At 70.7% G+C, this 22114-nt stretch carries 20 protein-coding genes and 1 pseudogene; 4 read left to right on the top strand and 17 right to left on the bottom strand.

Features of this window, described 5'->3' with window-relative positions; genetic code table 11:
- The first annotated feature begins 79 nt into the window (after positions 1-79).
- Complete coding sequence (locus G5T42_RS15530) at positions 80-661, top strand: hypothetical protein (RefSeq protein WP_165129673.1); 582 nt, start codon at positions 80-82, stop codon at positions 659-661.
- 18 nt (positions 662-679) lie between these two features.
- Here G5T42_RS15530 and G5T42_RS15525 read toward each other — a convergent pair whose 3' ends face one another.
- Both G5T42_RS15525 and sigJ read right to left on the bottom strand, forming a co-directional pair.
- On the bottom strand, positions 680-2242 hold the full coding sequence (locus tag G5T42_RS15525; RefSeq protein WP_165129672.1) for a Rieske 2Fe-2S domain-containing protein: 1563 nt from the start codon (positions 2240-2242) through the stop codon (positions 680-682).
- 102 nt (positions 2243-2344) lie between these two features.
- The gene (gene sigJ, locus G5T42_RS15520; RefSeq protein ID WP_165129671.1) at positions 2345-3256 is read right to left on the bottom strand and encodes an RNA polymerase sigma factor SigJ; all 912 of its coding nucleotides are present in this window, start codon (positions 3254-3256) and stop codon (positions 2345-2347) included.
- 63 nt (positions 3257-3319) lie between these two features.
- Here sigJ and G5T42_RS15515 point away from each other — a divergent pair, with 63 nt between their 5' ends.
- On the top strand, positions 3320-4291 hold the full coding sequence (locus tag G5T42_RS15515; RefSeq protein ID WP_165129670.1) for an NAD(P)-dependent oxidoreductase: 972 nt from the start codon (positions 3320-3322) through the stop codon (positions 4289-4291).
- Between the two features lie 22 nt (positions 4292-4313).
- Here the strand turns inward: G5T42_RS15515 and nusB are convergent, their stop codons facing one another.
- The 15 genes and pseudogenes from nusB to G5T42_RS15445 form a co-directional block, all read right to left on the bottom strand.
- Positions 4314-4724 carry a transcription antitermination factor NusB gene (gene nusB, locus G5T42_RS15510; RefSeq protein ID WP_165129669.1) on the bottom strand — a complete coding sequence of 137 codons (411 nt, stop codon included), beginning with the start codon at positions 4722-4724 and terminating at the stop codon, positions 4314-4316.
- Between the two features lie 19 nt (positions 4725-4743).
- Positions 4744-5304 carry an elongation factor P gene (gene efp, locus G5T42_RS15505; RefSeq protein WP_165129668.1) on the bottom strand — a complete coding sequence of 187 codons (561 nt, stop codon included), beginning with the start codon at positions 5302-5304 and terminating at the stop codon, positions 4744-4746.
- Positions 5305-5426: 122 nt separating this feature from the next.
- Positions 5427-5885, bottom strand: a complete 459-nt coding sequence (gene aroQ / locus G5T42_RS15500; RefSeq protein WP_165129667.1) for a type II 3-dehydroquinate dehydratase — start codon at positions 5883-5885, stop codon at positions 5427-5429.
- A 12-nt stretch (positions 5886-5897) separates the two neighbouring features.
- A complete protein-coding gene (locus G5T42_RS15495) occupies positions 5898-7559 on the bottom strand; it encodes an MFS transporter (protein WP_165129666.1) in 1662 nt (553 codons plus the stop codon).
- Between the two features lie 134 nt (positions 7560-7693).
- Positions 7694-8770, bottom strand: a complete 1077-nt coding sequence (gene aroB, locus G5T42_RS15490; RefSeq protein WP_165129665.1) for a 3-dehydroquinate synthase — start codon at positions 8768-8770, stop codon at positions 7694-7696.
- Positions 8767-9279: a shikimate kinase gene (locus G5T42_RS15485; protein WP_165129664.1), complete on the bottom strand. Its 513-nt coding sequence runs from the start codon at positions 9277-9279 to the stop codon at positions 8767-8769. Before G5T42_RS15485 ends, aroB begins: the two co-directional genes overlap by 4 nt.
- Positions 9276-10517: a chorismate synthase gene (gene aroC, locus G5T42_RS15480; protein ID WP_165129663.1), complete on the bottom strand. Its 1242-nt coding sequence runs from the start codon at positions 10515-10517 to the stop codon at positions 9276-9278. The genes G5T42_RS15485 and aroC overlap by 4 nt, the downstream gene beginning before the upstream one ends.
- A gap of 4 nt (positions 10518-10521) precedes the next feature.
- Complete coding sequence (locus G5T42_RS17835) at positions 10522-11364, bottom strand: shikimate dehydrogenase (protein ID WP_241245860.1); 843 nt, start codon at positions 11362-11364, stop codon at positions 10522-10524.
- Positions 11358-13226: an endolytic transglycosylase MltG gene (mltG, locus tag G5T42_RS17830; protein WP_241245859.1), complete on the bottom strand. Its 1869-nt coding sequence runs from the start codon at positions 13224-13226 to the stop codon at positions 11358-11360. Before mltG ends, G5T42_RS17835 begins: the two co-directional genes overlap by 7 nt.
- A gap of 2 nt (positions 13227-13228) precedes the next feature.
- A complete protein-coding gene (gene ruvX / locus G5T42_RS15470) occupies positions 13229-13702 on the bottom strand; it encodes a Holliday junction resolvase RuvX (protein WP_165129662.1) in 474 nt (157 codons plus the stop codon).
- Positions 13699-16355, bottom strand: a pseudogene (alaS, locus tag G5T42_RS15465) (alanine--tRNA ligase). Before alaS ends, ruvX begins: the two are co-directional and overlap by 4 nt.
- A 64-nt stretch (positions 16356-16419) precedes the next feature.
- On the bottom strand, positions 16420-16890 hold the full coding sequence (locus G5T42_RS17825) for a hypothetical protein (RefSeq protein WP_241245858.1): 471 nt from the start codon (positions 16888-16890) through the stop codon (positions 16420-16422).
- Positions 16891-16986: 96 nt separating this feature from the next.
- A complete protein-coding gene (rpsD, locus tag G5T42_RS15455; RefSeq protein ID WP_165129661.1) occupies positions 16987-17616 on the bottom strand; it encodes a 30S ribosomal protein S4 in 630 nt (209 codons plus the stop codon).
- 179 nt (positions 17617-17795) lie between these two features.
- Positions 17796-18251 carry an NUDIX domain-containing protein gene (locus G5T42_RS15450; RefSeq protein WP_241245857.1) on the bottom strand — a complete coding sequence of 152 codons (456 nt, stop codon included), beginning with the start codon at positions 18249-18251 and terminating at the stop codon, positions 17796-17798.
- Between the two features lie 10 nt (positions 18252-18261).
- Positions 18262-19536, bottom strand: coding sequence for a replication-associated recombination protein A (locus tag G5T42_RS15445; protein WP_165130279.1), 1275 nt, complete (start codon positions 19534-19536; stop codon positions 18262-18264).
- A 225-nt stretch (positions 19537-19761) separates the two neighbouring features.
- Here G5T42_RS15445 and G5T42_RS15440 point away from each other — a divergent pair, with 225 nt between their 5' ends.
- Together G5T42_RS15440 and G5T42_RS15435 are read left to right on the top strand one after the other, a co-directional pair.
- Entirely contained in the window at positions 19762-20091 is a 330-nt protein-coding gene (locus tag G5T42_RS15440) for a dioxygenase (RefSeq protein ID WP_165129659.1), read from the top strand.
- A gap of 118 nt (positions 20092-20209) precedes the next feature.
- On the top strand, positions 20210-22066 hold the full coding sequence (locus tag G5T42_RS15435; protein ID WP_347103972.1) for a DUF349 domain-containing protein: 1857 nt from the start codon (positions 20210-20212) through the stop codon (positions 22064-22066).
- Positions 22067-22114 lie beyond the last annotated feature (48 nt).

Raw genomic sequence — 22114 nt, 5'->3', positions numbered from 1 at the left:
CCCGCTCCACGCGGTTCTACCCTGAGAGCGAAGCCGACGACAGCCGCTCCTCGCCCTCCGCCCGATCAGGAGGCATGAAATGTCGCTCTTCTTCTCCCGGCACCTCCGCCTTCTCAGCGCGTCAGCCGCGGCGGTGTGGCTCATCATCCTCGGCGTGAGCGTCTTCTCGTTCGCGACGTCGACCCTCGCCTTCGACGACGTGGCGTACTACTCCGCCTCCGCGGTTCTCGGTGCCGCGATCCTGTGCACGACCGCCGTGCTGCTCGGAGTCCAGGCCCGCGCCTCCATCGCGGCCGATGAGCGGGTGCGCGGCGCAGGGCTGCTCGGCATCGCCGCGGCCCTCCTGGCGGTCGTCTTCGTCTTCGCCATTCCCGGTTGGGCGACCCTGTTCATCTGGGCCGTCGCCGCGACGGTCATCCGCTCGCGTGACACGAGCCTCACCTCGCCCCGGATGCGCGTCGTCGTGCTGGCGGGCCTGGGCGTCTGCGCCCTCTCGATCCCGGTCACGGCGTTCCTCGCCGTCACGGGCGACGTGCTCGGCGCCGCCCTGTGGGGCACGCTCGTCGTGCTCAGCCTCGTGCTCCTCGCCTGGCACGTCGAGGTCGCGATGCGGGCCGCCGCCCCCTCGCCGTCGACGTCGCAGCCGCCGGCCCCGGTCTGAGGCCGGTCGACGCCCGGCTCACGCGGCGGGCTGGTCGGCTTCTTCCTCGACGAGCGACGCGCGGATGGGGTGACCCTGCGACGTGAGGCACTTGCCCGACGCAAGGTCCCACTTCCAGTCGTGCAGCGAGCATGTGAGCACGCCGTCCTCGATCTTGCCGGTCTTCGACAGGTCGGCCCGCAGATGCGGGCAGCGCCGCTGCACCATCCAGTCCCCGAGCTGCGCGTCCTCGGTCTGGTCGGTCTGCTCGGAGTACCAGTTCTCGACGTACTCGATGCGGTCTCGCGACAGGCACTTGAGGAAGGTCGTCAGGAACTCGTTGAACTTGCCGCTGCGCCCGACCTCGAACTGCATCGAGAGGAAGATCGAGTTCGACCAGTCGATCTCGTGATCGCGGATGTTCGTCGACACCAGGTCGGCGGGGATCGTGTACCAGTAGATGCACTCCTCGCCGTCGTACGCGCGCACCTTCGCCTTGGGGAAGTCCACGACCATGTCGAGGTCTCCGATGCGGAAGCGGACGTTCCCGCCCACGCCGTTGCGGATCGTGCGGGCGCGGCGCAGCAGCGGCTCCCACCACTCCTTGATCGCGGCGAGCATCTCGTCCGGGGGCAGGACGGCTGCCCGGGATGCCTCCTCCGCCCGGATCTCGTCCTGTCGCGAGTCGCGCTGCTCGGCGAGGTAGGACCACTTGTCGTCGAAGATGCGGTCGATCTCGGCATCCGTGTACAGCGTCTGCGTGACCGACAGCGCGCCGTTCTCGATCTCGACGACCGTGCCGGGAAGGAACTCGTAGCCCTTCTGCTCGGGGCGCTGCTCGCGCATGTGCGCGAGGAACTCGCGCTGGTCGGTGAAGATCGCGTCGTTCTGGAGTCCCTGGCCGTTGTACTTGAAAAGCTCCTCGCGGAGGAACATCGGCGGGCCGGCCATCGGGAAGACGTGCTCGGCATCCACCTTCTCGATGTAGTACATCGCGCGCTTGTTCTGCGCGTCGCGCTTGAGCTTGGCGAAGTTCTGCTTGGAGTCCTGCGGCAGGTCGTAGACCATGGGCCACCAGATCGCACCCGACACCTGCGTGAAGTACGCCTCCGGCTTCGAGAACGCCATCAGCTTCTCGAGGTCGAGAGGGTGGGAGTCGTTCTGGTTCAGGATGCTCGCGGTGCCGTCGTCGACCGAGAGGGACGAGTCTCCGATGGGGCCGTCGCTCGGAGCGCGCAGCGGCGTCACCATGACCTTGAGCGGACCGAACTCGAGCGGGACCCCGGCCTGCGTGTACACGATGTTGTCGTAGCCGAGCTTGCGGAGGTCCTGCTCGAGGTCGTCGGTCGGGTACTCCGGCAGCAGCACCTTGATCGTCTTCGGGATGTGGCGCTCCATGAGAGCCGGGTCGAAGTGGTCGCGGTGGCGGTGCGAGACGTAGAGGAAGTCGGCGGCGCCGTACTTCGCCCAGTCGAGTCCGCGGTTGTCGGGGAAGGGAAACCACGAGCCGAAGAAGGTCGGCCCGATCACCGGGTCGCAGAGGATGCTTCCGCCCGCCGTCTCGATGAACATTCCGGCGTGGCCGAGGCCTGTGATGCGCATGGCGGTACTCCCGTTGTCGAACCAGACGATTCTAGGCGAGAGGGCTCCATACGCCTCGACGACCGGCCGGGTCGCGAGACGCCCGCCGCGACGCTCGCCCGTCTACGAGCCGGTCTCGTGCCGCAGGAGCGCGAAGAGGTCGCCGACCGGAGCCAGGTGCTGAAGCTTGTCGGGATTCAGCTGGTTCATCATCGCCGTGATCGCGCCATCTTCGACGTGGAGGGTGAGCACCGAGACGGTGGCACCGTCCGCGGTTCGGAAGCGCAGCGAGTGCTCGGCGTTGGCGATCGTGTGCTCCAGGCGCACGCCGAGCCCGGCGCCGCGCCGCATGAGGCCGACGAGGAATCGCGCGACCGCGACATCGCCGCTCATCGAGTGCTGGATCGCGGGCGCCTTCCCGCCGCCGTCGGCGGTGAGCACGACATCCCCCGCCAGAACGCGCGCGACCCCCTCGGCGTCCTCAGAGCGAAGCGCGTCAAGGAATTCGTCGACCACCCGCCGCACGTCCGTGTCGTCGGCATCGAACCGTGGCCGGCCGGCCATCCGCTGCCGCGCGCGGCGGAGGATCTGACGGCAAGCTGCGGCATCCCGGTCGACGATCTCGCCGATCGCGCCGTACTCGAGGCCGAGCGCCTCGCGGAGCACGAACACCGCGCGCTCGACCGGCCCCAGCCGTTCGAGCATCGTGAGGACTGCCATCGAGAGGGTCTCGTCCTGCTCGATGCGCCGTGCGGGGTCGGAGTCGTCGACGAGCAGCGGCTCGGGGAGCCAGGGCCCCACGTACAGTTCGCGGGTCCGCCGAGCCGACCGCAGCGCATCGATCGAGAGCCTCGTGGTGATGGTCGACGCGAAGGCGTCGGGGCGTTCGATGGGCTCGCCGTCACGGGTGCGCTCGTGGATGCGGAGCATCGCTGCCTGCACCACGTCTTCGGCCTCGGTCACGCTGCCGAGCATCCGATAGGCGATCGAGAACATCAGCGGGCGAAGCGTCGGAGCTTCGACGGCGAGATCCATTGCCCGAGCCTGTCACATCCGCGGGCGGTCATCCGTCGTAGGGGGTGAAGAGAGGAGAACATCATGAAGATCTTCATCGCCGGCGGGTCGGGTGCCGTGGGTTCACGACTCGTCCCCCAGTTCCTGGCGGCAGGACACGAAGTGACCGGGACGTCCCGAACGGAGGAGGGTGCTCGGCGGATCGAGGCCGCCGGTGCCCGAGGTGTCGTGATGGACGGCCTCGACGAGGCATCCATCCGGCGCGCTGTCTTGGAAGCCCGGCCGGACGTGCTCGTGCACCAGCTCACGTCCCTGTCGGGAGGGTTCGACTTCAAGCGGTTCGACGAGACGTTCGCCACGACGAACGAGCTGCGGACGCGTGGCACCGACGCGCTCATCGCGGCGGCCGAGGAGGCCGGCACGAGCCGGATCGTCGTGCAGAGCTACACGGGCTGGACGAACGAGCACTCCGGCAGTCCGGTCAAGACCGAAGCCGATCCGATCGACCCGGATCCGGTCCCGATCGCCCGGAGCACCCTCGCCGCGATCGCCTACGCGGAGCGGGCGACGGTGGCGGCCGGGGGCTTGGCCCTGCGGTTCGGCAGCTTCTACGGGCCCGGCCAGGCGCTGGGCGAGGGCGGCGAGATGCTCGAAGCGGTGCGCAGGCGCCGCATCCCGCTCGTCGGCCGCGCTGAGGGCATATGGTCGTTCTGCCACATCGACGACGCCGCGACGGCGACGGTCGCCGCGGCCACGCGGGGAGCCGCCGGGGTCTACAACATCGTCGATGACGAGCCCGCACCCGTCTCGACGTGGCTGCCTGAGCTCGCGCGCGCCGTCGGCGCGAAGCGCCCGCTGCGCGTGCCCGCCTGGATCGCCCGCACGATCATCGGGGATTTCGGAGTCGCGTGGATGACCACGGCGCGCGGCTCATCCAACGCGAAGGCGAAGGCCGAGCTGGGGTGGACGCCCCGATACGCCTCGTGGCGCGAGGGATTCCGCAGCGGGCTCGGAACGGAGACCGCGTCGGCGTCGCCGACCGCGTCGGGCCGCTGACGCCGGGAGCGGTCCTCGGCGGTCAGGACGCCCGCGCGATGCGCGCGAGCACGCCGTGCACGAACGAGCCGGAGTCGTCGGTCGAGAACTCCTTGGCGAGGTCGACGGCCTCATCGATCGCGACCGCCGTCGGCACCTCGTCGTTGTAGAGGATCTCCCACACGCCGATGCGCAGCAGCGCCCGATCGACGGCGGGCATGCGCGCGAGCGACCAGTCCTTCGCGAAGGTCGTGATCTGCTCGTCGATCGCGTCGCGGTTGTCGATGACTCCGTCGACGATCTCGCGGGCGTAGAGCCACGAGCCCTCGCGGGACGGCTCGCTCGCGGCGCGCTTGGCCTCGGCGGCGAGGATGGTCCCGAGGTCCTCGTCGCGGACGTCGGCCTGGAACAGGATGTCGAGCGCGCGTTTGCGCGCCTTCGTACGGGCACTCATGCGGTGGGCGCCGCCGCGGTCAGTTGACGCGGCCGAGGTAGTCGCCCGTGCGGGTGTCGACCTTGACCCTCGTGCCGGTCTCGAGGAACAGCGGCACCTGGATCTCGTAGCCCGTCTCGACGGTGGCGGGCTTGGTGCCGGCCGACGAGCGGTCGCCCTGGAGGCCCGGCTCGGTGTACGTGATCTCGAGGACGACGGATGCCGGCAGCTCGATGTAGAGCGGGTTTCCGTTGTTGAGGGCGATCTGCACCTGCTGGTTCTCGAGCAGGAAGTTCTTCGCGTCGCCGACCGTCGCGGCGGGTACGGTGAGCTGGTCGTAGTCGGCCACGTCCATGAAGACGAAGCCCTCGCCGTCGTTGTAGAGGTACGTGAAGTCGCGGCGGTCGACGTTCTCGATCTCGATCTTCGCGCCCGCGTTGTAGGTGCGGTCGACGACCTTGCCCGAGACGACGTTCTTGAGCTTCGTGCGGACGAACGCGCCGCCCTTGCCCGGCTTGACGTGCTGGAACTCGATGACGCTCCAGAGCTGTCCGTCGATCGAGAGGACGACGCCGTTCTTGATGTCTGCGGTCGATGCCATGACTGAAGGGATTCCGTTCGTGAGAGTCTGGGGGCGGTGGGCGCCTGCGATCAGGCTCGGGAATCCGAGCCGAGGCGCAGCCCGACGTCCGATTCTACGGGATGCCGCGTCCCGGCCTCGGATCAGTTGTCGGTGAGGCCCGTGATGACGCGGATGAGTCGCTCGACGGCCGTCGCGTAGCCCGCGACGCCCTCCCCCACAACGTGCACCACGGCGACGTCGGCGATGTACGAGTGGTGCCGGAACTCCTCACGCGTCCGCACATCCGAGATGTGCACCTCGGCGACGGGCAGCGCCACGGCCGATAGCGCGTCGCGCAGCACGACGGATGTGTGCGTGAGGCCGCCCGGGTTGATGACGATCCCCGAGGAGTCCTCGCGTGCCGAGTGGATCGCATCGATGAGGACGCCCTCGTGGTTGCTCTGCACAGCGCGCACCTCGAAGCCGCGCGATGCGGCGGCATCCGTCGCGATGCGCTCGACGTCCGCGAGCGTTGCGGTGCCGTAGACGTCCGGCTCGCGCGTGCCCAGCAGATTCAGGTTCGGTCCGTTGACGAGCAGAAGGCGACGCGGCGACGGCATGTCGGCACCCTATCAGCGGGTGTCAGGGGTCTCCGGCGCGGTGCCGGCAGGGGGCGCCTCGGCCGCGGGCGACCCGCCGGGTGCCGTCGATACGGGCGCAGCGGCCTGCGAGGCGGCGACATCTTCGGCGTGGTACTCGGCGAGGAGCTGACGCTCCCGCTCCTGCTTCGGGAAGGCGAAGAACACGAGGACTGCGCCGACGACGACGGCCGCGATGCCGGCGAGATAGGCCCAGTCCTGTCCCTGCAGGAACGATTCGCGCGCCGCCTGCGTGATCGCACTGGCGTACTGGGGGTACTGCTGGGCCACGGTCTCGGCGCTCGCGAACGACTTCTGCAGCTGCGTCTGAACGCTCGCGCTCACCTCGCTCGAATCCGGCGACGCGCTGATCTGCTGGGCGAAGGCGGCCGCGTAGCCGGCCGTGAGGAGGGCGCCGAGGAGCGACTGCATGATCGCGCCGCCGAGATCGCGCTGCAGATCCGCCGTGCCGGATGCCATTCCGGCACGCTTCACCGGAACCGCCCCGGTGAGCGAGCGGGATGCGGGGGTGCCCGCGAGTCCGACGCCCGCTCCCACGAGGGCGTAGCCGAGTGCCACGACCCAGTACGGCGCACCCTCCCGCCACAGCACGAACATCGTGACGAAGCCGAGGAACACCGGGATGTATCCGAGGAGGAGCGTGAAGCGTGCGCCGCGCGACTCCACGAGCTTCGCCGAGCGGGGAGCGAGCAGCACCATGAAGACCGCGCCCGGGAGGATCGCGGCACCGGACTCGATCGTCGAGTAGCCGAGCACGTTCTGCAGGAACTGCTGGCCGATGAACATCGCCGCCATGAGCGAGCCGAACACGATGACACCCGCGACGGCGGCCACCCAGAAGATGGGCCGCGCGGCGATGGTCAGGTCGTAGAGCGGGTTGCGTGCACGCCTCTGCCGCCAGATGAAGGCGATGAGCGACGCCACGCCGATGATCGTCAGGCTGAGCACGAGAGTGCCCGCGTCCGGCACGCTCGCGAAGTTGATGGCGAGGATCGCCGCACCGACGAGCAGCGAAGAGAGGATGCCCCCCAGATTGTCGACCGGATCGGTCGCCTCGTTGACGTGGCTCGGGATGAACTTGATGACGAGCGGGATGGCCACGACGATGAGCGGGATCGTGACGAGGAAGACCGACCCCCAGTCGAACACCTCCAGGAGCGACCCGGAGATGAGCGGCCCGAGTGCCGAGATCGCGCCGCCTGTCGCCGACCAGAGCGCGATCGACCGCGTGCGGGCGGGGCCCGACCAGAGGGCGGCGATGAGAGCCAGCGTCGTCGGGTAGGCCATGCCGGCGGCGATGCCGCCGACGATGCGGGCGATGATCAGCACGTCGACGTTCGGCGCGAACGCGGCGACGAGTCCTGCCGGAAGTGAGAGCCCGACGCCGATCAGCAGCATCATCTTGCGGCCGTAGCGGTCGCCGATGGCACCCAGCCACAGGACGGATGCCGCGAGTCCGAGCGAGTAGCCGACGGCGACGAGGTTCAGCTCGGTCTGCGACGCGTCGAACGCGAGTCCGATGTCGGGAAGTGCGACGTTGGCGACCGCGAGCGGCAGGTTGGCGACCGCCGCGACCAGGATGAGCGTCGTGAGCACGGCGCCCGAACGAGCGGGCTTCGTCGACGTGTCGGTCATCGGGGCCTCCTCGGGGCTCGCGGCGCGCACGCGCCCGCGTTCGCACCGACGGATCCGATCATGCCCGATGAGCCCCGCCCCGGTGCCAGTCCTCTCGCCCGCGCAGGGTGACCGGGCCCGGGAGCGGGACGGCGCTAGCCTGCCACTTCCTGATACGCCGCGAAGAGGAGGGACTCGTCGGGCGCCTGCAGCACCGTCGGTCGAGCGATGTCGTCGAGGACGATGAAGCGCAGCATCCCGCCGCGGCTCTTCTTGTCGCGCTGCATCGTCGCGAGGAGCTGCGGCCACGCACCGGCTCGGTACGTCGTCGGCAGGCCGAGGAGGGTCAGGATGTCGCGGTGGCGCTGGGCCGCAGCATCCGGCAGTCGTCCGGCCAGGCGCGAGAGCTCGGCCGCGAAGACCATCCCGACCGAGATCGCCGCGCCGTGGCGCCAGCGGTAGCGCTCGGCATGCTCGATCGCGTGCCCGAGGGTGTGGCCGTAGTTGAGGATCTCGCGAAGTCCCGCCTCGCGGAGGTCTTCCGAGACGACCCGCGCCTTCATGCCGATCGCGAGCTCGATGGAGCGGCGGAAGGCGTCGCTGCGGGGATCGACGGATGCCTCGGGGTCGGCCTCGATCAGATCGAGGATCTCGGGAGCCCAGATGAAGCCGGCCTTGACGACCTCTGCGAATCCGGCGACGCGCTCGTTGGCTGAGAGCGAGTCCAGCAGGTCGAGGTCGCACAGCACGGCGCGCGGCGCCCAGAAGGCTCCGACGAGGTTCTTGCCCTCGGCCGTGTTGACACCCGTCTTGCCGCCCACCGCTGCGTCGACCATCGCCAGGACGGTCGTGGGCACCTGCACGATCTCGACGCCTCGCAGCCACGTCGCCGCGACGAACCCCGCGAGGTCGGTCACCGCTCCCCCGCCGAACCCGACGACGGCGTCACTGCGGGTGAAGTCGGCCTGACCCATGACCTGCCAGCAGAAGGCGGCGACCTCGATCCGCTTGCCCTGCTCGGCATCGGGGATCTCGGCGAGCAGCACCTCGCGGTCGGAGGTGAGCGCCGCGCGCAGACGCTCCGCCTGCTCGGCGAGCGTCGGCGGATGGATCACGAGCACCTTGCGGGCGGCTGGGGGCAGCTTCTCGCCGAGGAGCGGAAGGATGCCGCGTCCCACCGTGATGTCGTACTCGGCGTCACCGGACACCGAGATGGTCGTGGCGTCGGTCACTTCGTCTCCTCCTCGGTCGAGCGTGCCCATTCGGCAACCGCCTCGACCACGTTCTGCAGCGGCCCGCTCGACGTGTCGAACGTCACGTCGGCGAGCTCCTCGTAGATGGGCCGGCGCGCCGCGGAGATCTCGACCCAGCGGGCCGCGGCATCCTCCGCCTGAAGCAGCGGGCGCTCGGTTCCGCGGATCCGGCTCGCGACGACGTGGGGCTCGACGGTCAGCAGCACGACACGGTGGTGTGCGAGGTCTGCTCGCGTGTCGGCGTCCAGGACGGCGCCGCCGCCGAGGGAGACGACTCCTCCGCCCGCGAGGCCCTCTCGGACGGCCGCGCGCTCCAGTCCGCGGAAGACCGCCTCGCCCTGCGACGCGAAGATCTCCTCGATGGGACCGTGCGCGCGGACGATGGCGATGTCCGTGTCGAAGAACGGGACGCCGAGCGACTTCGCCACCTTGCGGCCGATGCTCGTCTTGCCGGCGCCCATGGGGCCGATGAGGACGAGCGTCGTCATGCGTCGGCGAGTGCGGCCGCGCTCCCGGAGGCGAGGCCGGTGTCGCTCTCGGTCGTCGTGCGCAGCGTCTCGGGGATCGCGGCGAGGTAGCCCTCGAGGTTGCGGCGGGTCTCGCCGACGCTGTCGCCGCCGAACTTCTCGAGCACCGCCTCGGCCAGGACGACGGCGACCATCGCCTCGGCGACGACGCCGGCTGCCGGAACGGCGCAGACGTCGGAGCGCTGGTGGTGCGCCGCCGCCGTGTCCCCGGTCGCGACGTCGACGGTGCGAAGGGCGTGCGGGACCGTCGCGATGGGCTTCATGCCCGCGCGGACGCGCAGCACTGTGCCGGTCGACATGCCGCCCTCGGTGCCGCCCGCGCGGTCGGACGCGCGCGCGATGCCGTCGGTCGTGGCGAAGAGCTCATCGTGCGCCTGCGAGCCGCGGCGCGTCGTCGTGAGGAATCCGTCGCCGACCTCGACGCCCTTGATGGCCTGGATGCTCATGAGCGCCTGCGCGAGCCTGCCGTCGAGGCGACGGTCCCAGTGCACGTGGGAGCCGAGGCCCGGCGGGAGGCCGTACGCGAGCACCTCCACGATGCCGCCGAGGGTGTCGCCGTCCTTGCGGGCCGCATCGACCTCGGCGACCATTGCCTCGCTCGTCGTCGGGTCGAAGCAGCGCAACGGATCGGCGTCGAGCACGTCCACGTCGTCGGGTGCGGGCAGAGCGGCGTCCTCGGGCACGCGGACGGGCCCGATCGAGAGCGTGTGGCTCACGAGACGGATGCCGAGCTCGGCGAGGAACGCCCGCGCCACCGCGCCGAGTGCGACGCGCGCCGCCGTCTCGCGCGCGCTCGCCCGCTCGAGGATCGGGCGTGCCTCGTCGAAGTCGTACTTCTGCATGCCGACGAGGTCGGCGTGGCCGGGTCGGGGACGCGTCAGCGCGGCGCCCCGCCCGCGCGACTTCTCGGTCAGCTCGACGGGCTCGGGGCTCATCACCTCGACCCACTTGGGCCATTCGGTGTTGCCGATGCGCAGGGCGATGGGGCTTCCGAGCGTGAACCCGTGCCGGACGCCGCTCGAGATCGTCAGCTCGTCCTCTTCGAACTTCATGCGCGAGCCGCGGCCGTAGCCCAGCTTGCGGCGGGCGAGGTCGGCCTGGATGGCGGCGCGCGAGATGGGGACGCCCGAAGGCAGGCCCTCCATGATGGCGACGAGTTCTGGGCCGTGCGATTCGCCGGCCGTGAGCACGCGGAGCATTGATCTAGTCTCCCACGACCGCTCGACGCATCGCGGCGAGGACGGATGCCTCGTCATCGAGCGGAACATCGGGGTCGCCGCTCGTGAAGATCCGCACCTGCAGCACGGCCTGGTGCAGCAGCATCCCGAGACCCGACACGGCCCGGTGGCCGGCACGCTCCCACGCACGGGAGAGGACGGTCGGCCAGTGCCCGTACACGACGTCGAGCAGCAGGCCGCCCGGTGCCGTGAGGGCGTCTGCCGCGGCATCCGTCACCGGCGCATCGCCCGGAAGGGTCGCGATCGTCACGGGCACGGGGGCGAGGCCCCCGGCGCCGAAGTCGACGCGGGTGACCGCGATCCCGAGGCGCTCGCCGAGCTCGCGAAGCGGCTCGACGGCGGCAGCGCGTCGCGCCACGACCTCGACGGCCTGAGCCCCGAGCTCGCTGAGGGCCACGAGTGCCGACGTCGCGGTGGCGCCGGCGCCGACGATGCGCGCTGCGTCGACGGCTTCGATGCCCTCCTCGGCGAGGGAGCCGACGATGCCGCCGATGTCGGTGTTGAAGCCGAGGAGCCCAGCCGGGTCGAGGAGGAGGGTGTTGGTCGCGCCCGTCAGCTGCGCGCGCCGATCGTTACGGCGTGCGGCCGAGAACGCGACGCCCTTGAGCGGCATCGTGAGCGAGAGCCCGCGCCAGGACCCGTCGAGGGCATCGAGCGCGGCCGGGAAGTCCGACTCCGAGACCTGTCGGCGGTCGTACGTCCAGTCGAGACCGAGCACGCGGTACGCGGCCGCGTGCAGCTGCGGCGACCTGCTGTGGGCGATCGGATCGCCCCAGACGGCCAGCCGCGTGGCCGCAGAGCTCAGCACTTGCCGGGGTTGTCCGAGCACCACTGCTGCCACTGCGCGACGGCCTTCTCGTGGTCGGCGGCGTTCGTGGTGAAGACCGTCTCGCCCGAGTCCGGGTTCACCGTCACGAAGTACAGCCACGGTCCTTCCGCGGGGTGCATCGCGGCGTCGATGGCCAGGTCGCCGGGGTTGGCGATGGGTCCCTTCGGCAGGCCGGGGTGCTTGTACGTGTTCCACGGATTGTCGTCGTCGAGGGCCGCCTGCGACGACGACACGGTGCCGTCGTGCATCTCGCCGTAGCCGTACTGCGCCGTGGAGTCCATCTGGAGCAGACCGAACGTCTGGTCGTTGCTCGGATCGAGACGGTTCTCGATGACGCGCGACACCTTGTAGAAGTCGTCCTCGAAGCGCGCCTCGCGCTGGATGATCGATGCGACGGTGAGCACCCGCTGCCGGTCGTCGGCCGGGACGCCCGCGGCATCGAGCGACTCGACCGTGCGGTCGACCATCGTCTGGATGACGTCGGTCGGCGTCGCGTCGGGGTCGAAGGTGTACATCGCCGGGAACAGCCATCCCTCGAGGCTGTCGGCCGGGACGCCGAAGGTCGCGGGCGTCGCCGCGGCGGCCTGGAACTCCTCGAGCGGCATGCCGAGGCTCTCGGAGAGGATCTGCAGCGTCTGGTCGGCGGTCAGCCCCTCCCGGATCAGGGCCGAGTTCTCGAGCTTGTTGGCGGGATCCTGCAGGGCCTCGAGGGCCGCCGCCGAAGTCATCTTCTGCTGCAGCTTGTAGACGCCGGGATAGAACGTGGGGTTCTGCGCCGTCTCGACGAGCATGTCGTAGAACGCGCCGGAGGTCTTCGTCACGCCGGCGTTGTACAGCGACGTCGAGATCGTGCTGCCGGTGTCTCCCTCGGAGATCGTGACGAGGGCTTCACCGGTCGCGAGCCCCTCCTCGTAGTCCTTCGGTTCCTCCCAGCCCATGAACGCGCGGATCTTGTCCTCGTAGGTGTTCCACACCCACAGGCCCCCGGCGGCGATGCCGCCGAGGAAGATCAGCACGATGGCGAGAGCGATCCAGCCGCCGACACGGCGGCGGCGCTTGTCGGGCGGAGGGGGCGTGTGGCCCAGGTCGTCCGACGACGAGCGGCCCGTGAACAGGTCCTCGAGGCTCGCCTGCGAGGCGACCGGACGAGAGTCGGTGGATGCCTCGGATCGCCCCGCCGCGGCGGTGCGGGCGTCGGCGGCCGCGGCATCCGTCGCCACGAGCTCGTCGAACGTCGTCACGGGGAGCGCAGCGGTGGCCTGACCGGCCGCGGGGTCGTCGTCCCGCGATTCGGAGCGAGGCGGCAAGGTCTCGGCCGGCTGCTCGCGGACGGCCTCGCCGGCAGAGGCCGTGGCGGCGACCTGCGGGATCTGGCCGGTGCGCGCCGCCTCGGCTGCGGCCGCCTCTCGCGCCGCGCGGCGCGAGAGGGGGGTGCCGCCGGTCGTGGGGGTGCCGCCGGTGATGGGGGTGCCGCCGGTGGTGGGGGTGCCGCCCGTGGTGGGGGTCGTCGGGACGGGGCCGCTCGTCGGGACGGGGCCGCTCGTGTCCGGCCCTTCGTCGGAGTGCCGGCCAGGCTCGGACGCCGGCGGCACGGCCGAAGCAGTCGCGGTCGCCGGAGCCGCGCGGCGCGGCTGGGGCTGGGGCTGCGTATAGGCGGGCGTCGGGCGAGTCGACGTCGTAAGCGGAGCGTGCACGAACGCGCCGGTCTCGTCGGGGCCTGGGATGAGCGGGGCCGGCGTGCGCCGTGGTCCGGGCGCCGCCCCCTCGCGGACGCGCGGGTCGGGCAGCTTTCCGAAGAGATCCGCGAACGGATCGTCGAACGGCGACGGGGAATCGGGCATGGTCAGGCGAGCTCCTGTGCCGGGGGTACGGGGGTTCCGGGCGGACGCCCCGAGCTCTTCTCGACATCGAGAGCCTGTTGCAGCAGCACCACCGCGGCGACCTGGTCGACAATCCTACGAGACTCGCGCTGGTTTCTGCCCGCACCCCGCAGCGCCGAGTGCGCCGAGACGGTGCTCAGGCGCTCGTCGACGAGGCGGACGGGGACCGTGGATGCCTCGGCGAGCGTCGAAGCGAACTCCCGCGCGTCGACGGTCGACGGTGTGTCTCCCCCGCTGAGGCCGATCGGCAGACCGACGACGTATTCGAAGACGGAGTGCTCGTCGCCGAGCGCGAGGATCCTCGCGATCGAGCCGTCGTCACGCGCCACGGTCTCGACCGGAGTGGCCAGGAGGCCGTCGGGATCGGAGCGCGCCACCCCGACGCGGGCCTTGCCCACGTCGATCCCGAGACGCACTCCGCGTCGGAAGCCGGTCACGCCGCGAGCGCATCCTTCACGGCGCTCAGGGCAGCCGGGAGTGCCGAGGCATCCGTCCCCCCGCCCTGCGCGACGTCGTCACGACCGCCACCGCCGCCGCCCAGCGTCGTCGCAGCGGCCTTCGCCAGCACGCCGGCCTTCGCTCCCGCCGCGCGCGCGGCTTCGTTCGTCACCGCGACGACGACGGGCCGGCCGTTGACGTCGGCGCCGAGCGCCACGACAGCCGCGTCGGACCCGAGGCGGTCGCGTACCTGGAGCGCGAGGGAGCGGACATCGTCGGCCGACGTGGCCGAGCCGAGCGATTCAGCCACCACGCGGTACGGGCCGACCTGCGCCGCCGTGTTCGCGAGCTGCGGAAGGCGGTCGGCGAGGGCCCGCGATTCGAACTGGGCGATCTTCTTCTCGGCCGACTTGAGACTGGCCTGCAGTTCGGCGATGCGCGCCGGGAGCTGGTCGCGCGGCGTCTTGAGGGTCGAGGTGAGCTGCGAGACGATCGCGCGCTCGGCGGCGAGGGACCGGAAGGCGTCGAGCCCCACCAGGGCCTCGACACGACGGTTCGACGCGCCGACCGAGGACTCGCCGACGAGGCTGATGAGTCCCACCTCGGAGCTCGTCGCGACATGAGTGCCGGCGCACAGCTCGCGCGACCACGGGCCGCCGATGTCGACCATGCGGACGGTGGTGCCGTACTTCTCGCCGAAGAGGGCCATCGCGCCCGCCGCCTTCGCCTCGTCGAGCGGCAGCACGCGGGTCGTCACCTCGAGGTTGTCGCGCACGGCGTTGTTGGCGATCTCTTCGATCTCGCTCTTGGTGTCGTCGGACAGCGCCTGGTTCCACGAGAAGTCGAAGCGCATGTATCCGGCGCGGTTGAGCGAGCCGGCCTGCGTCGCGGTCTTGCCGAGGGTGTCGCGGAGGGCGGCGTGCACGAGGTGCGTCGCCGAGTGCGCCTGGCGGGCCGCACGGCGGTTCGCGGCGTCGACGACGGATGTCGCGGGCTGGCCGACTCCGACCTCGCCGGAGGAGACCTCGACCGTGTGGCTGACGAGACCGGGCACCGGCTTCTGGACGTCGAGCACCTCGAGCTCGTAGCCCGGCCCGACGATCACGCCCTTGTCGGCCACCTGGCCACCCGATTCGGCGTACAGCGCCGTCTCGGCCAGGATGACCTCGGCGATCTGCCCCGTCGAGGCGCGGTCGACCGACATGCCGTCGACGAGGATGCCGAGCACGCTCGACTCGGTCTCGAGGTCGGTGTAGCCGGTGAAGATCGTCTCCCCCTGCGCGCGCAGATCGCGGTAGACGCTCGTGTCGGCGAGCTGGCGCTTGCGCGACCGGGCGTCGGCCTTGGCGCGCGCACGCTGCTCCTGCATGAGGCTGTCGAACGCGGCACGGTCGACCGTGAGACCCGCCTCCTCGGCGATCTCGAGCGTCAGGTCGATGGGGAAGCCGTAGGTGTCGTGGAGCAGGAACGCCTCGGCGCCGGCGATCGTGGTGCCGCCCTCCGCCTTCGTCGCAGCGAGCGAATCGTCGAGGATCGTCTCACCGGCGGCGAGCGTCCGGAGGAAGGTCGCCTCCTCGGCGAGGGCGTACTGCGAGATGCGCCCCCAGTCCTCGGCCACGACGGGATAGGCATCCTTCATCGCATCCCGCGATGCGGTGAAGAGCTCCGCGAAGGTCGGTCCGTCGACGCCCAGGAGCCGCATCGAGCGGATCGCGCGGCGCATGAGACGACGGAGGATGTACCCGCGGCCGTCGTTGGAGGGGTGACGCCGTCCGACAGGAGCATGAGCGAGGAGCGGACGTGGTCCGCGACGACGCGGAAGCGCACATCGTCCTCGTGGTTCGCACCGTACGTCCGGCCCGCCAGGGCGACGGCGCGGTCGAGCACGGGTCGCACCTGATCGGTCTCGTACATGTTGTCGACGCCCTGCTTGATGAACGCGACGCGCTCGAGGCCCATGCCGGTGTCGATGTTCTTCGCCGGGAGCTCGCCCACGATGTCGAAGTCGTACTTCGACCGCACGTTGGTGATCTCGTACTGCATGAACACGAGGTTCCAGATCTCGACATAGCGGTCGTCGTCGGTCGCCGGACCCCCGTCGATGCCGTACTCGGGACCGCGATCGAAGAAGATCTCGGAGCAGGGACCGGCGGGCCCCGGAAGGCCCGTGCTCCAGTAGTTCGTGTCCTTCCCGAGGCGCTGGATGCGGTCCTCGGGGAGGTCGGTGAGCTTCAGCCAAAGATCGTGGGCCTCGTCATCCTCCTCGTACACCGTGACCCACAGGTCCTTCGGGTCGAAGGCGAGACCGCCCTCATCCTCGGGCGACGTGAGGAGCTGCCATGCGAAGCGGATGGCGCCCTCTTTGAAGTAGTCGCCGAACGACCAGTTGCCGAGCATCTGGAAGAAGGTGCCGTGGCGGGGCGTCTTGCCCACCTCTTCGATGTCGTTCGTACGCAGGCACTTCTGGACGTCTGCGGCGCGCTTGTAAGGAGCGGGGACGTCACCGCTCAGATACGGGATGAACGGCACCATGCCGGCCACCGTGAAGAGGAGGGCCGGATCGTCTGTGACGAGCGACGCCGAGGGGACGATGGTGTGGTGGTTCTTCTCGAAATAGTCGAGAAAGCGCTGCGCGATCTCCGCGGTCTTCATTCGTGTGAGGTTCCTCGAGGGCGAGCGGGGGCGATCCCCGTGCCGGGGTCGGTCGCGCCGTGGGTCAGTCGATGGTCTTCTGGGCCGCGTCGTCAGCGGCGTCGGCGGTGTCGGATGCCGCGACATCCGCCGAGTCGAGTGCATCGGATGCCGCGCCCTGAGCGGAGTCGAGAGCGTCGGATGCCGCGTCCTGGGCGGAGGCGAGAGAGTTGGCTGCCGCGTCCTGGGCGGAGTCGAGGGCGTCGGATGCGGCGCCCTTGGCGGAGCCGAGTGCGTCGGATGCTGCGCCCTGAGCGGCTGCGAATGCCCCGCCCGCGGCATCCACCACGTCCGAGGCGGCGCTCTTGGCCGCATCGACGACGCCCGCGAAGCGCGCCTCCTGCTCGCGGTAGGCGTCGCTCATCCGGTCGGTGAACTCACCGATGCGCGCGTCGACCTCGGCGAGCAGCTCGTGCCCGCGCGGGTCCTTGTTGACGAGATGCGCGACGACGAAACCGCCGATGACGCCGAGCAGGAACCACAGGACGTTCTTCATGTCATCACTCCTCGGTCGCAGTTCGCGGCATCCACCCATCGTAAGCGGAAACGACGAAGGGCGCCGGGTCTCCCCGACGCCCTCCTGCGCTCGTGATCACCGAGCGGCGTAGTACTCCACGACGAGCTGGACGTCACAGACGACCGGGACCTCGGCGCGCTTGGGGCGACGCACGAGGCGCGCCTGCAGCTTGTCGAGCTCGACCTCGAGGTAGCCCGGAACGGGGGGCAGGACCTCGGCGTGACCGCCGAGCGCCGCCACCTGGAAGGGCTCGAGGCCCTCGCTCTTGGCCTTGACATGGATGAGCTGGCCCGGCTTCACGCGGAACGACGGGCGGTCGACGAGCTGGCCGTCGACGAGGATGTGACGGTGCACGACGAGCTGGCGGGCCTGCGCGGTGGTGCGGGCGAAGCCGGCGCGCAGCACGAGGGCGTCCAGACGCATCTCGAGCAGCTCGACGAGGTTCTCACCCGTCAGGCCGTCCTTGCGGCGGGCCTCGTTGAACGTGTTGCGCAGCTGCTTCTCGCGGATGCCGTACTGCTCGCGCAGACGCTGCTTCTCGCGGAGACGGACGGCGTAGTCGCTGTCCTGCTTGCGCTTCGTGCGGCCGTGCTCACCCGGAGCGTAAGGACGCTTCTCGAGGTACTTGGCTGCCTTGGGGGTCAGCGCGACGCCGAGCGCGCGCGACAGGCGGACCTTGCGGCGGTCCTGGGACTTCGTTGCCACGAAGTGTTCCTTCCGATGACGCGGCCGTGTCTTTCACGGCTCGCGGACGTATCGCCTGTCTTCGCCCTGTCCGGACTGCACGCCGGGGCATGCCGGAAGGTGGTTCAGAAGAGAGGGGATGCCCGAAAACTCGGTTTCGAGCCGGTCAAGTCTATCAGACGGCCCACTGCTCCCCCTGGTCAGGACCGGGATGCCTCGGCCAGCCGCTCCGCGAGAGCGAGCATCCCGATCGGGTAGAGCGGAGGCTCGTCGGCGCGCAGCCGCTCGAGCGGCACCCACCGCACGGTGGTGTGGTTGTCGAGGACCCGCAGCTCGGCGTCGTCCGCGAGCGATTCGAACTCGGGGCTCACGACGGCGAAGGAGTGGACGATCTCGTGCCCCCGTGCGCCACCGGACTCGAAGATGTTCTCCGTGATCGCGAGCGACTCCGCGTCGCTCAGCTCGATGCCGAGCTCCTCGACGAACTCCCGTTGCACGGCCTGCCGGGCGGTCTCGCCGAACTCGATCCCTCCGCCGGGCACGCGCGCGAAGACTCCGTGCCTGGCGGTCGCGGGGTAGATCTCGACCAGCATGCGGCCGTCGCGCACCACGAGCCCTACCGCGATGTTGCGGATGCGACGCGGGTTCGGCGGCATGGCGCTCCCCTCACTCGCCATCGAGGATTCGACGGATCTTGTCGAGCCGCGCCTGCACGTCGCGCTCCTGTCCGTGGTTCGTGGGTTCGTAGTACCGGCGCCCGCGAAGCTCGTCGGGGAGGTACTGCTGGGCGACGACGCCGATCTCGCTGTCGTGCGGGTAGCGGTAGCCCTTGCCGTGCCCGAGGCGCTTCGCCCCCGGGTAGTGCGCGTCGCGGAGATGCGTCGGCACCCGGCCGAAGCCGCCCGTGCGGACGTCTTCGATCGCCTGGTTGATCGCGAGGTAGGCGGCGTTGGACTTCGCGGTCGTCGCGAGGTAGGCCGTCGCCTCGGCGAGCGGGATGCGCCCCTCGGGCATGCCGATGAACTGCACCGCGTCGGCCGCAGCGACGGCGAGCGGGAGCGCCTGCGGATCGGCGAGGCCGATGTCCTCCGCCGCCGAGATGATGAGGCGCCGCGCGATGAACCGGGGGTCCTCGCCCGCCTCGATCATGCGGGCGAGGTAGTGCATCGCGGCATCCACGTCCGATCCGCGGATCGACTTGATGAACGCGCTGATCACGTCGTAGTGCTCGTCGCCCTGCCGGTCGTAGCGCAGCAGGGCGCGGTCGACCGCCTGCGCCACGTTGTCGGCGGTGATCGCGATCTCGTCGCCCTCCGCTTCGCCGGCCGCGATGGATGCCGCGGCCTCGAGTGCGGTGAGCGCTCGACGCGCGTCGCCCGACGCGAGGCGGACAAGTGCCTCGCGGGCATCGGGCAGGAGCGTCGCCGCATCAGCGAGACCCCGCGGGTCGCCGACGGCGCGGTCGACGAGGAGGCCGAGGTCGTCGTCGGTCAGGGGCTTGAGCGTCAGGAGGAGGGAGCGCGAGAGGAGCGGAGAGACGACGGAGAACGACGGGTTCTCGGTCGTCGCCGCGATGAGCACGACCCATCCGTTCTCGACGCCGGGGAGCAGCGCGTCCTGCTGCGCCTTCGTGAAGCGGTGGATCTCGTCGAGGAACAGGATCGTGGACTGCCCGTAGAGGTCGCGCTGGGTCAGCGCCTCCTGCATGACCTCCCGCACGTCGCGCACACCGGCCGTGACCGCCGAGAGCTCGACGAACCGGCGGCCCGACGAGCGTGCGATCGCCTGCGCCAGCGTCGTCTTGCCCGTGCCGGGCGGACCCCAGAGGATGACGGAGGTCGCCGTGGTCGCGGCATCCGGATCCGCGAGGGCGACGAGCGGCGATCCTCGGCGCAGGAGGTGACCCTGCCCCGCGACCTCGTCGAGCGACGTCGGCCGCATGCGCACGGCGAGCGGTGTCTGCCCCTGGAAGAGCGCGGCAGGCGCGCCGACGCTCCCCGAGGCTCCGCGTGAGGCGCCGCCGGCACGAGGAGAAGGGGCGGGAGAGGTCACCCGACAAGGCTAGTCGCGGCTTCTGACGGAGGGCCTCGCGGCGGTTTGGCGGGCTACGACGCGTTCAATAGGATCGACGCGGCCCTGGGCGTCCAGGGGAATGAGGGAGGTCCCGTGGCGACCGGTGGCAAAGACCGTTCTGGGCGCGAGTCGCGCGAGCGGGCGCGGGTGTACCAGGCGCGGCAGCAGCTGCACGACGACCAGGCACGCCGCCGTCGCCGCGACAACCTGCTCGCCGGCATCATCGGCGGCATCCTGATCCTCGGCGTGATCGGCGTGCAGGCCGCGTACTTCACCGTCGGCCCCGGCGCCCCCGAACCCTCGCCCAGCGTCACCCCGTCGCCCAGCATCACGCCCGCGCCGGCCGACTCCCCCGCACCCACGGACGAGCCTGCACCGGTTCCCTCCGACGAGCCGGTACCCTCTCCCTCGGCATCGTCCTGAGGCCGGGATCGGGGCACGGTGCAGCACCCGGGGGAGCCTGAGCGGACCTCGTCCCCCGTACTAGGCTGGACTCCGTCCATCCCCCGCAGGCGGCGAGAGCCGCATTGAGGTGCATCCCGTGACTGCCGCAGCAGACCCCACTCCGCAGCCCACCACCGACGTCGAGGCGCAGACGCCCGACGCTGCCGAGCTGAACGACACCCCCGACACCGAGGCGCAGGCGCCCTCGACCTCCGAGCAGGACGCCGACGCCGTGGCCGTGGCCGGCGGTGACGTGGCGGCTGAGCCCGATCCCACCGCCGACGCGGACGCGCAGGATGTCGCTGCGCCCGAGGCTGACGCTGAGTCCGCCGAGGCGGATGCTCCGGTCGTCGCCGCGCCCGAGGCTGACGCTGAGGCCGCCGCCGACACCGACGCGGCGGACGACGAGCCGGCCGTCGAGGCTGACCCCGCCACGAGCGCTGAGCCGACTGAAGCGGACAGCAGCGCCGAGCCCGAGCCGGAGCCGGCCGTCGAGGCCGACACGAACGCTGGGTCGACGGAAGCGGACGCCGAGGCAGCGCCTGAGGCCGACACCAACGCTGAGCCTGAGGCCGACACCAACGCCGAGCCTGAGGCCGACGCCAACGCTGAGCCTGTGGCCGACGCCCCGGCGGCGCCCCGGTCCCCCGCACCTGTGCCGACTCCCAGCCCTCGGCCGATGCCCGTGCCGCGGCCGTCCGCCGGCGTCGCCCCGCGCGCCGCCGCGCCGGCCGAGCCGTGGGGCCGCGTCGACGACGACGGCACCGTCTCGGTCCGCGAGGGCGACCAGTGGCGTGTCGTCGGGCAGTTCCCCGACGGTCCGCCCGAAGAGGCCCTCGCCTACTTCGAGCGCAAGTACACCGACCTCGCGAGCGAGGTGACTCTGCTGGAGGTGCGTCACCGCCGTGGCGGTGCCTCCGCGTCCGACCTGCGCGCGGCCGCGAAGACGGTGTCCGACAAGATCTCCGGTGCCGCCGCCGTCGGCGACCTCGCCTCGCTCGAGGCGCGCGTCACGGCCCTCACCCAGTCGCTGTCCGCCGCATCCGAGACCGAGGCCGCCGCCGCTCGTGAAGCGGTCGACGAGGCGATCAAGACCCGCACCGAGCTGGTCGAGAAGGCCGAGGCGCTCGCCGCTCGCGATCCTCGCACCGTCCAGTGGAAGCAGGCCTCGGCCGACCTGACGTCGCTCTTCGATCAGTGGCAGCTGCAGCAGCAGAACGGTCCCCGGCTTCCCAAGTCGACGGCGCAGGCGCTGTGGAAGAGGTTCCGCGACGCCCGTGCGACGGTCGACAAGCACCGTCGGGAGTTCTACGCCGAGCTCGATGAGGCGCACAAGTCCGTCCGCGACCGCAAGGCGAAGCTCGTCGAGCGGGCCGAGGCGCTCGCGCCCAAGGGCGAGGAGGGCATCGCGCAGTACCGCGAGCTCCTCGACCAGTGGAAGACCGCGGGCCGCGCCGGCAAGAAGGCCGACGACGCCCTCTGGGCCCGGTTCAAGGCGGCGGGCGACGCGCTGTACTCGGCACGCGGCGAGCGTGAGGCGGCGGATGCCGAGGCATCCCGCGAGAAGATCACCGCGAAGCGGGCGCTGCTCGAAGAGGCCAAGGCCGTCGCCGACGAGCGCGATCTCGGCAAGGCGCGCTCCCTCCTCACCGGCATTCAGCGCCGCTGGGACGAGATCGGGCGCATCTTCCCGCGCGAGGCGGAGCGCGGTCTCGACGACGACCTGCGCAAGATCGAGCAGGGTCTGCGCTCCCGCGAGGACGCCGACTGGAAGCAGAACGATCCCGAGCAGAAGGCGCGTGCGAACGACATGACGCGTCAGCTGACCGAGGCGATCGAGAAGCTGGAGCAGGAGCTCGCGACCGCCGAGAAGTCCGGCGACAAGCGCGCGATCGCGAACGCCCAGGAGGCGCTCGAGGCCCGCAAGGCCTGGCTGCGAGCTCTCGGCGGCTGAACCCCGGGGCGCGTGCGCCGCGCGTTCGGCAGAGGTTCTCCACAAGGG

Origin of the sequence: Microbacterium sp. 4R-513 (assembly GCF_011046485.1) — a bacterium.
In the GTDB taxonomy this organism is placed as follows: Bacteria; Actinomycetota; Actinomycetes; order Actinomycetales; family Microbacteriaceae; genus Microbacterium.
Note: the sequence above shows the minus strand (reverse complement) of the source record. Positions and strands in the feature narration are given on the sequence as shown.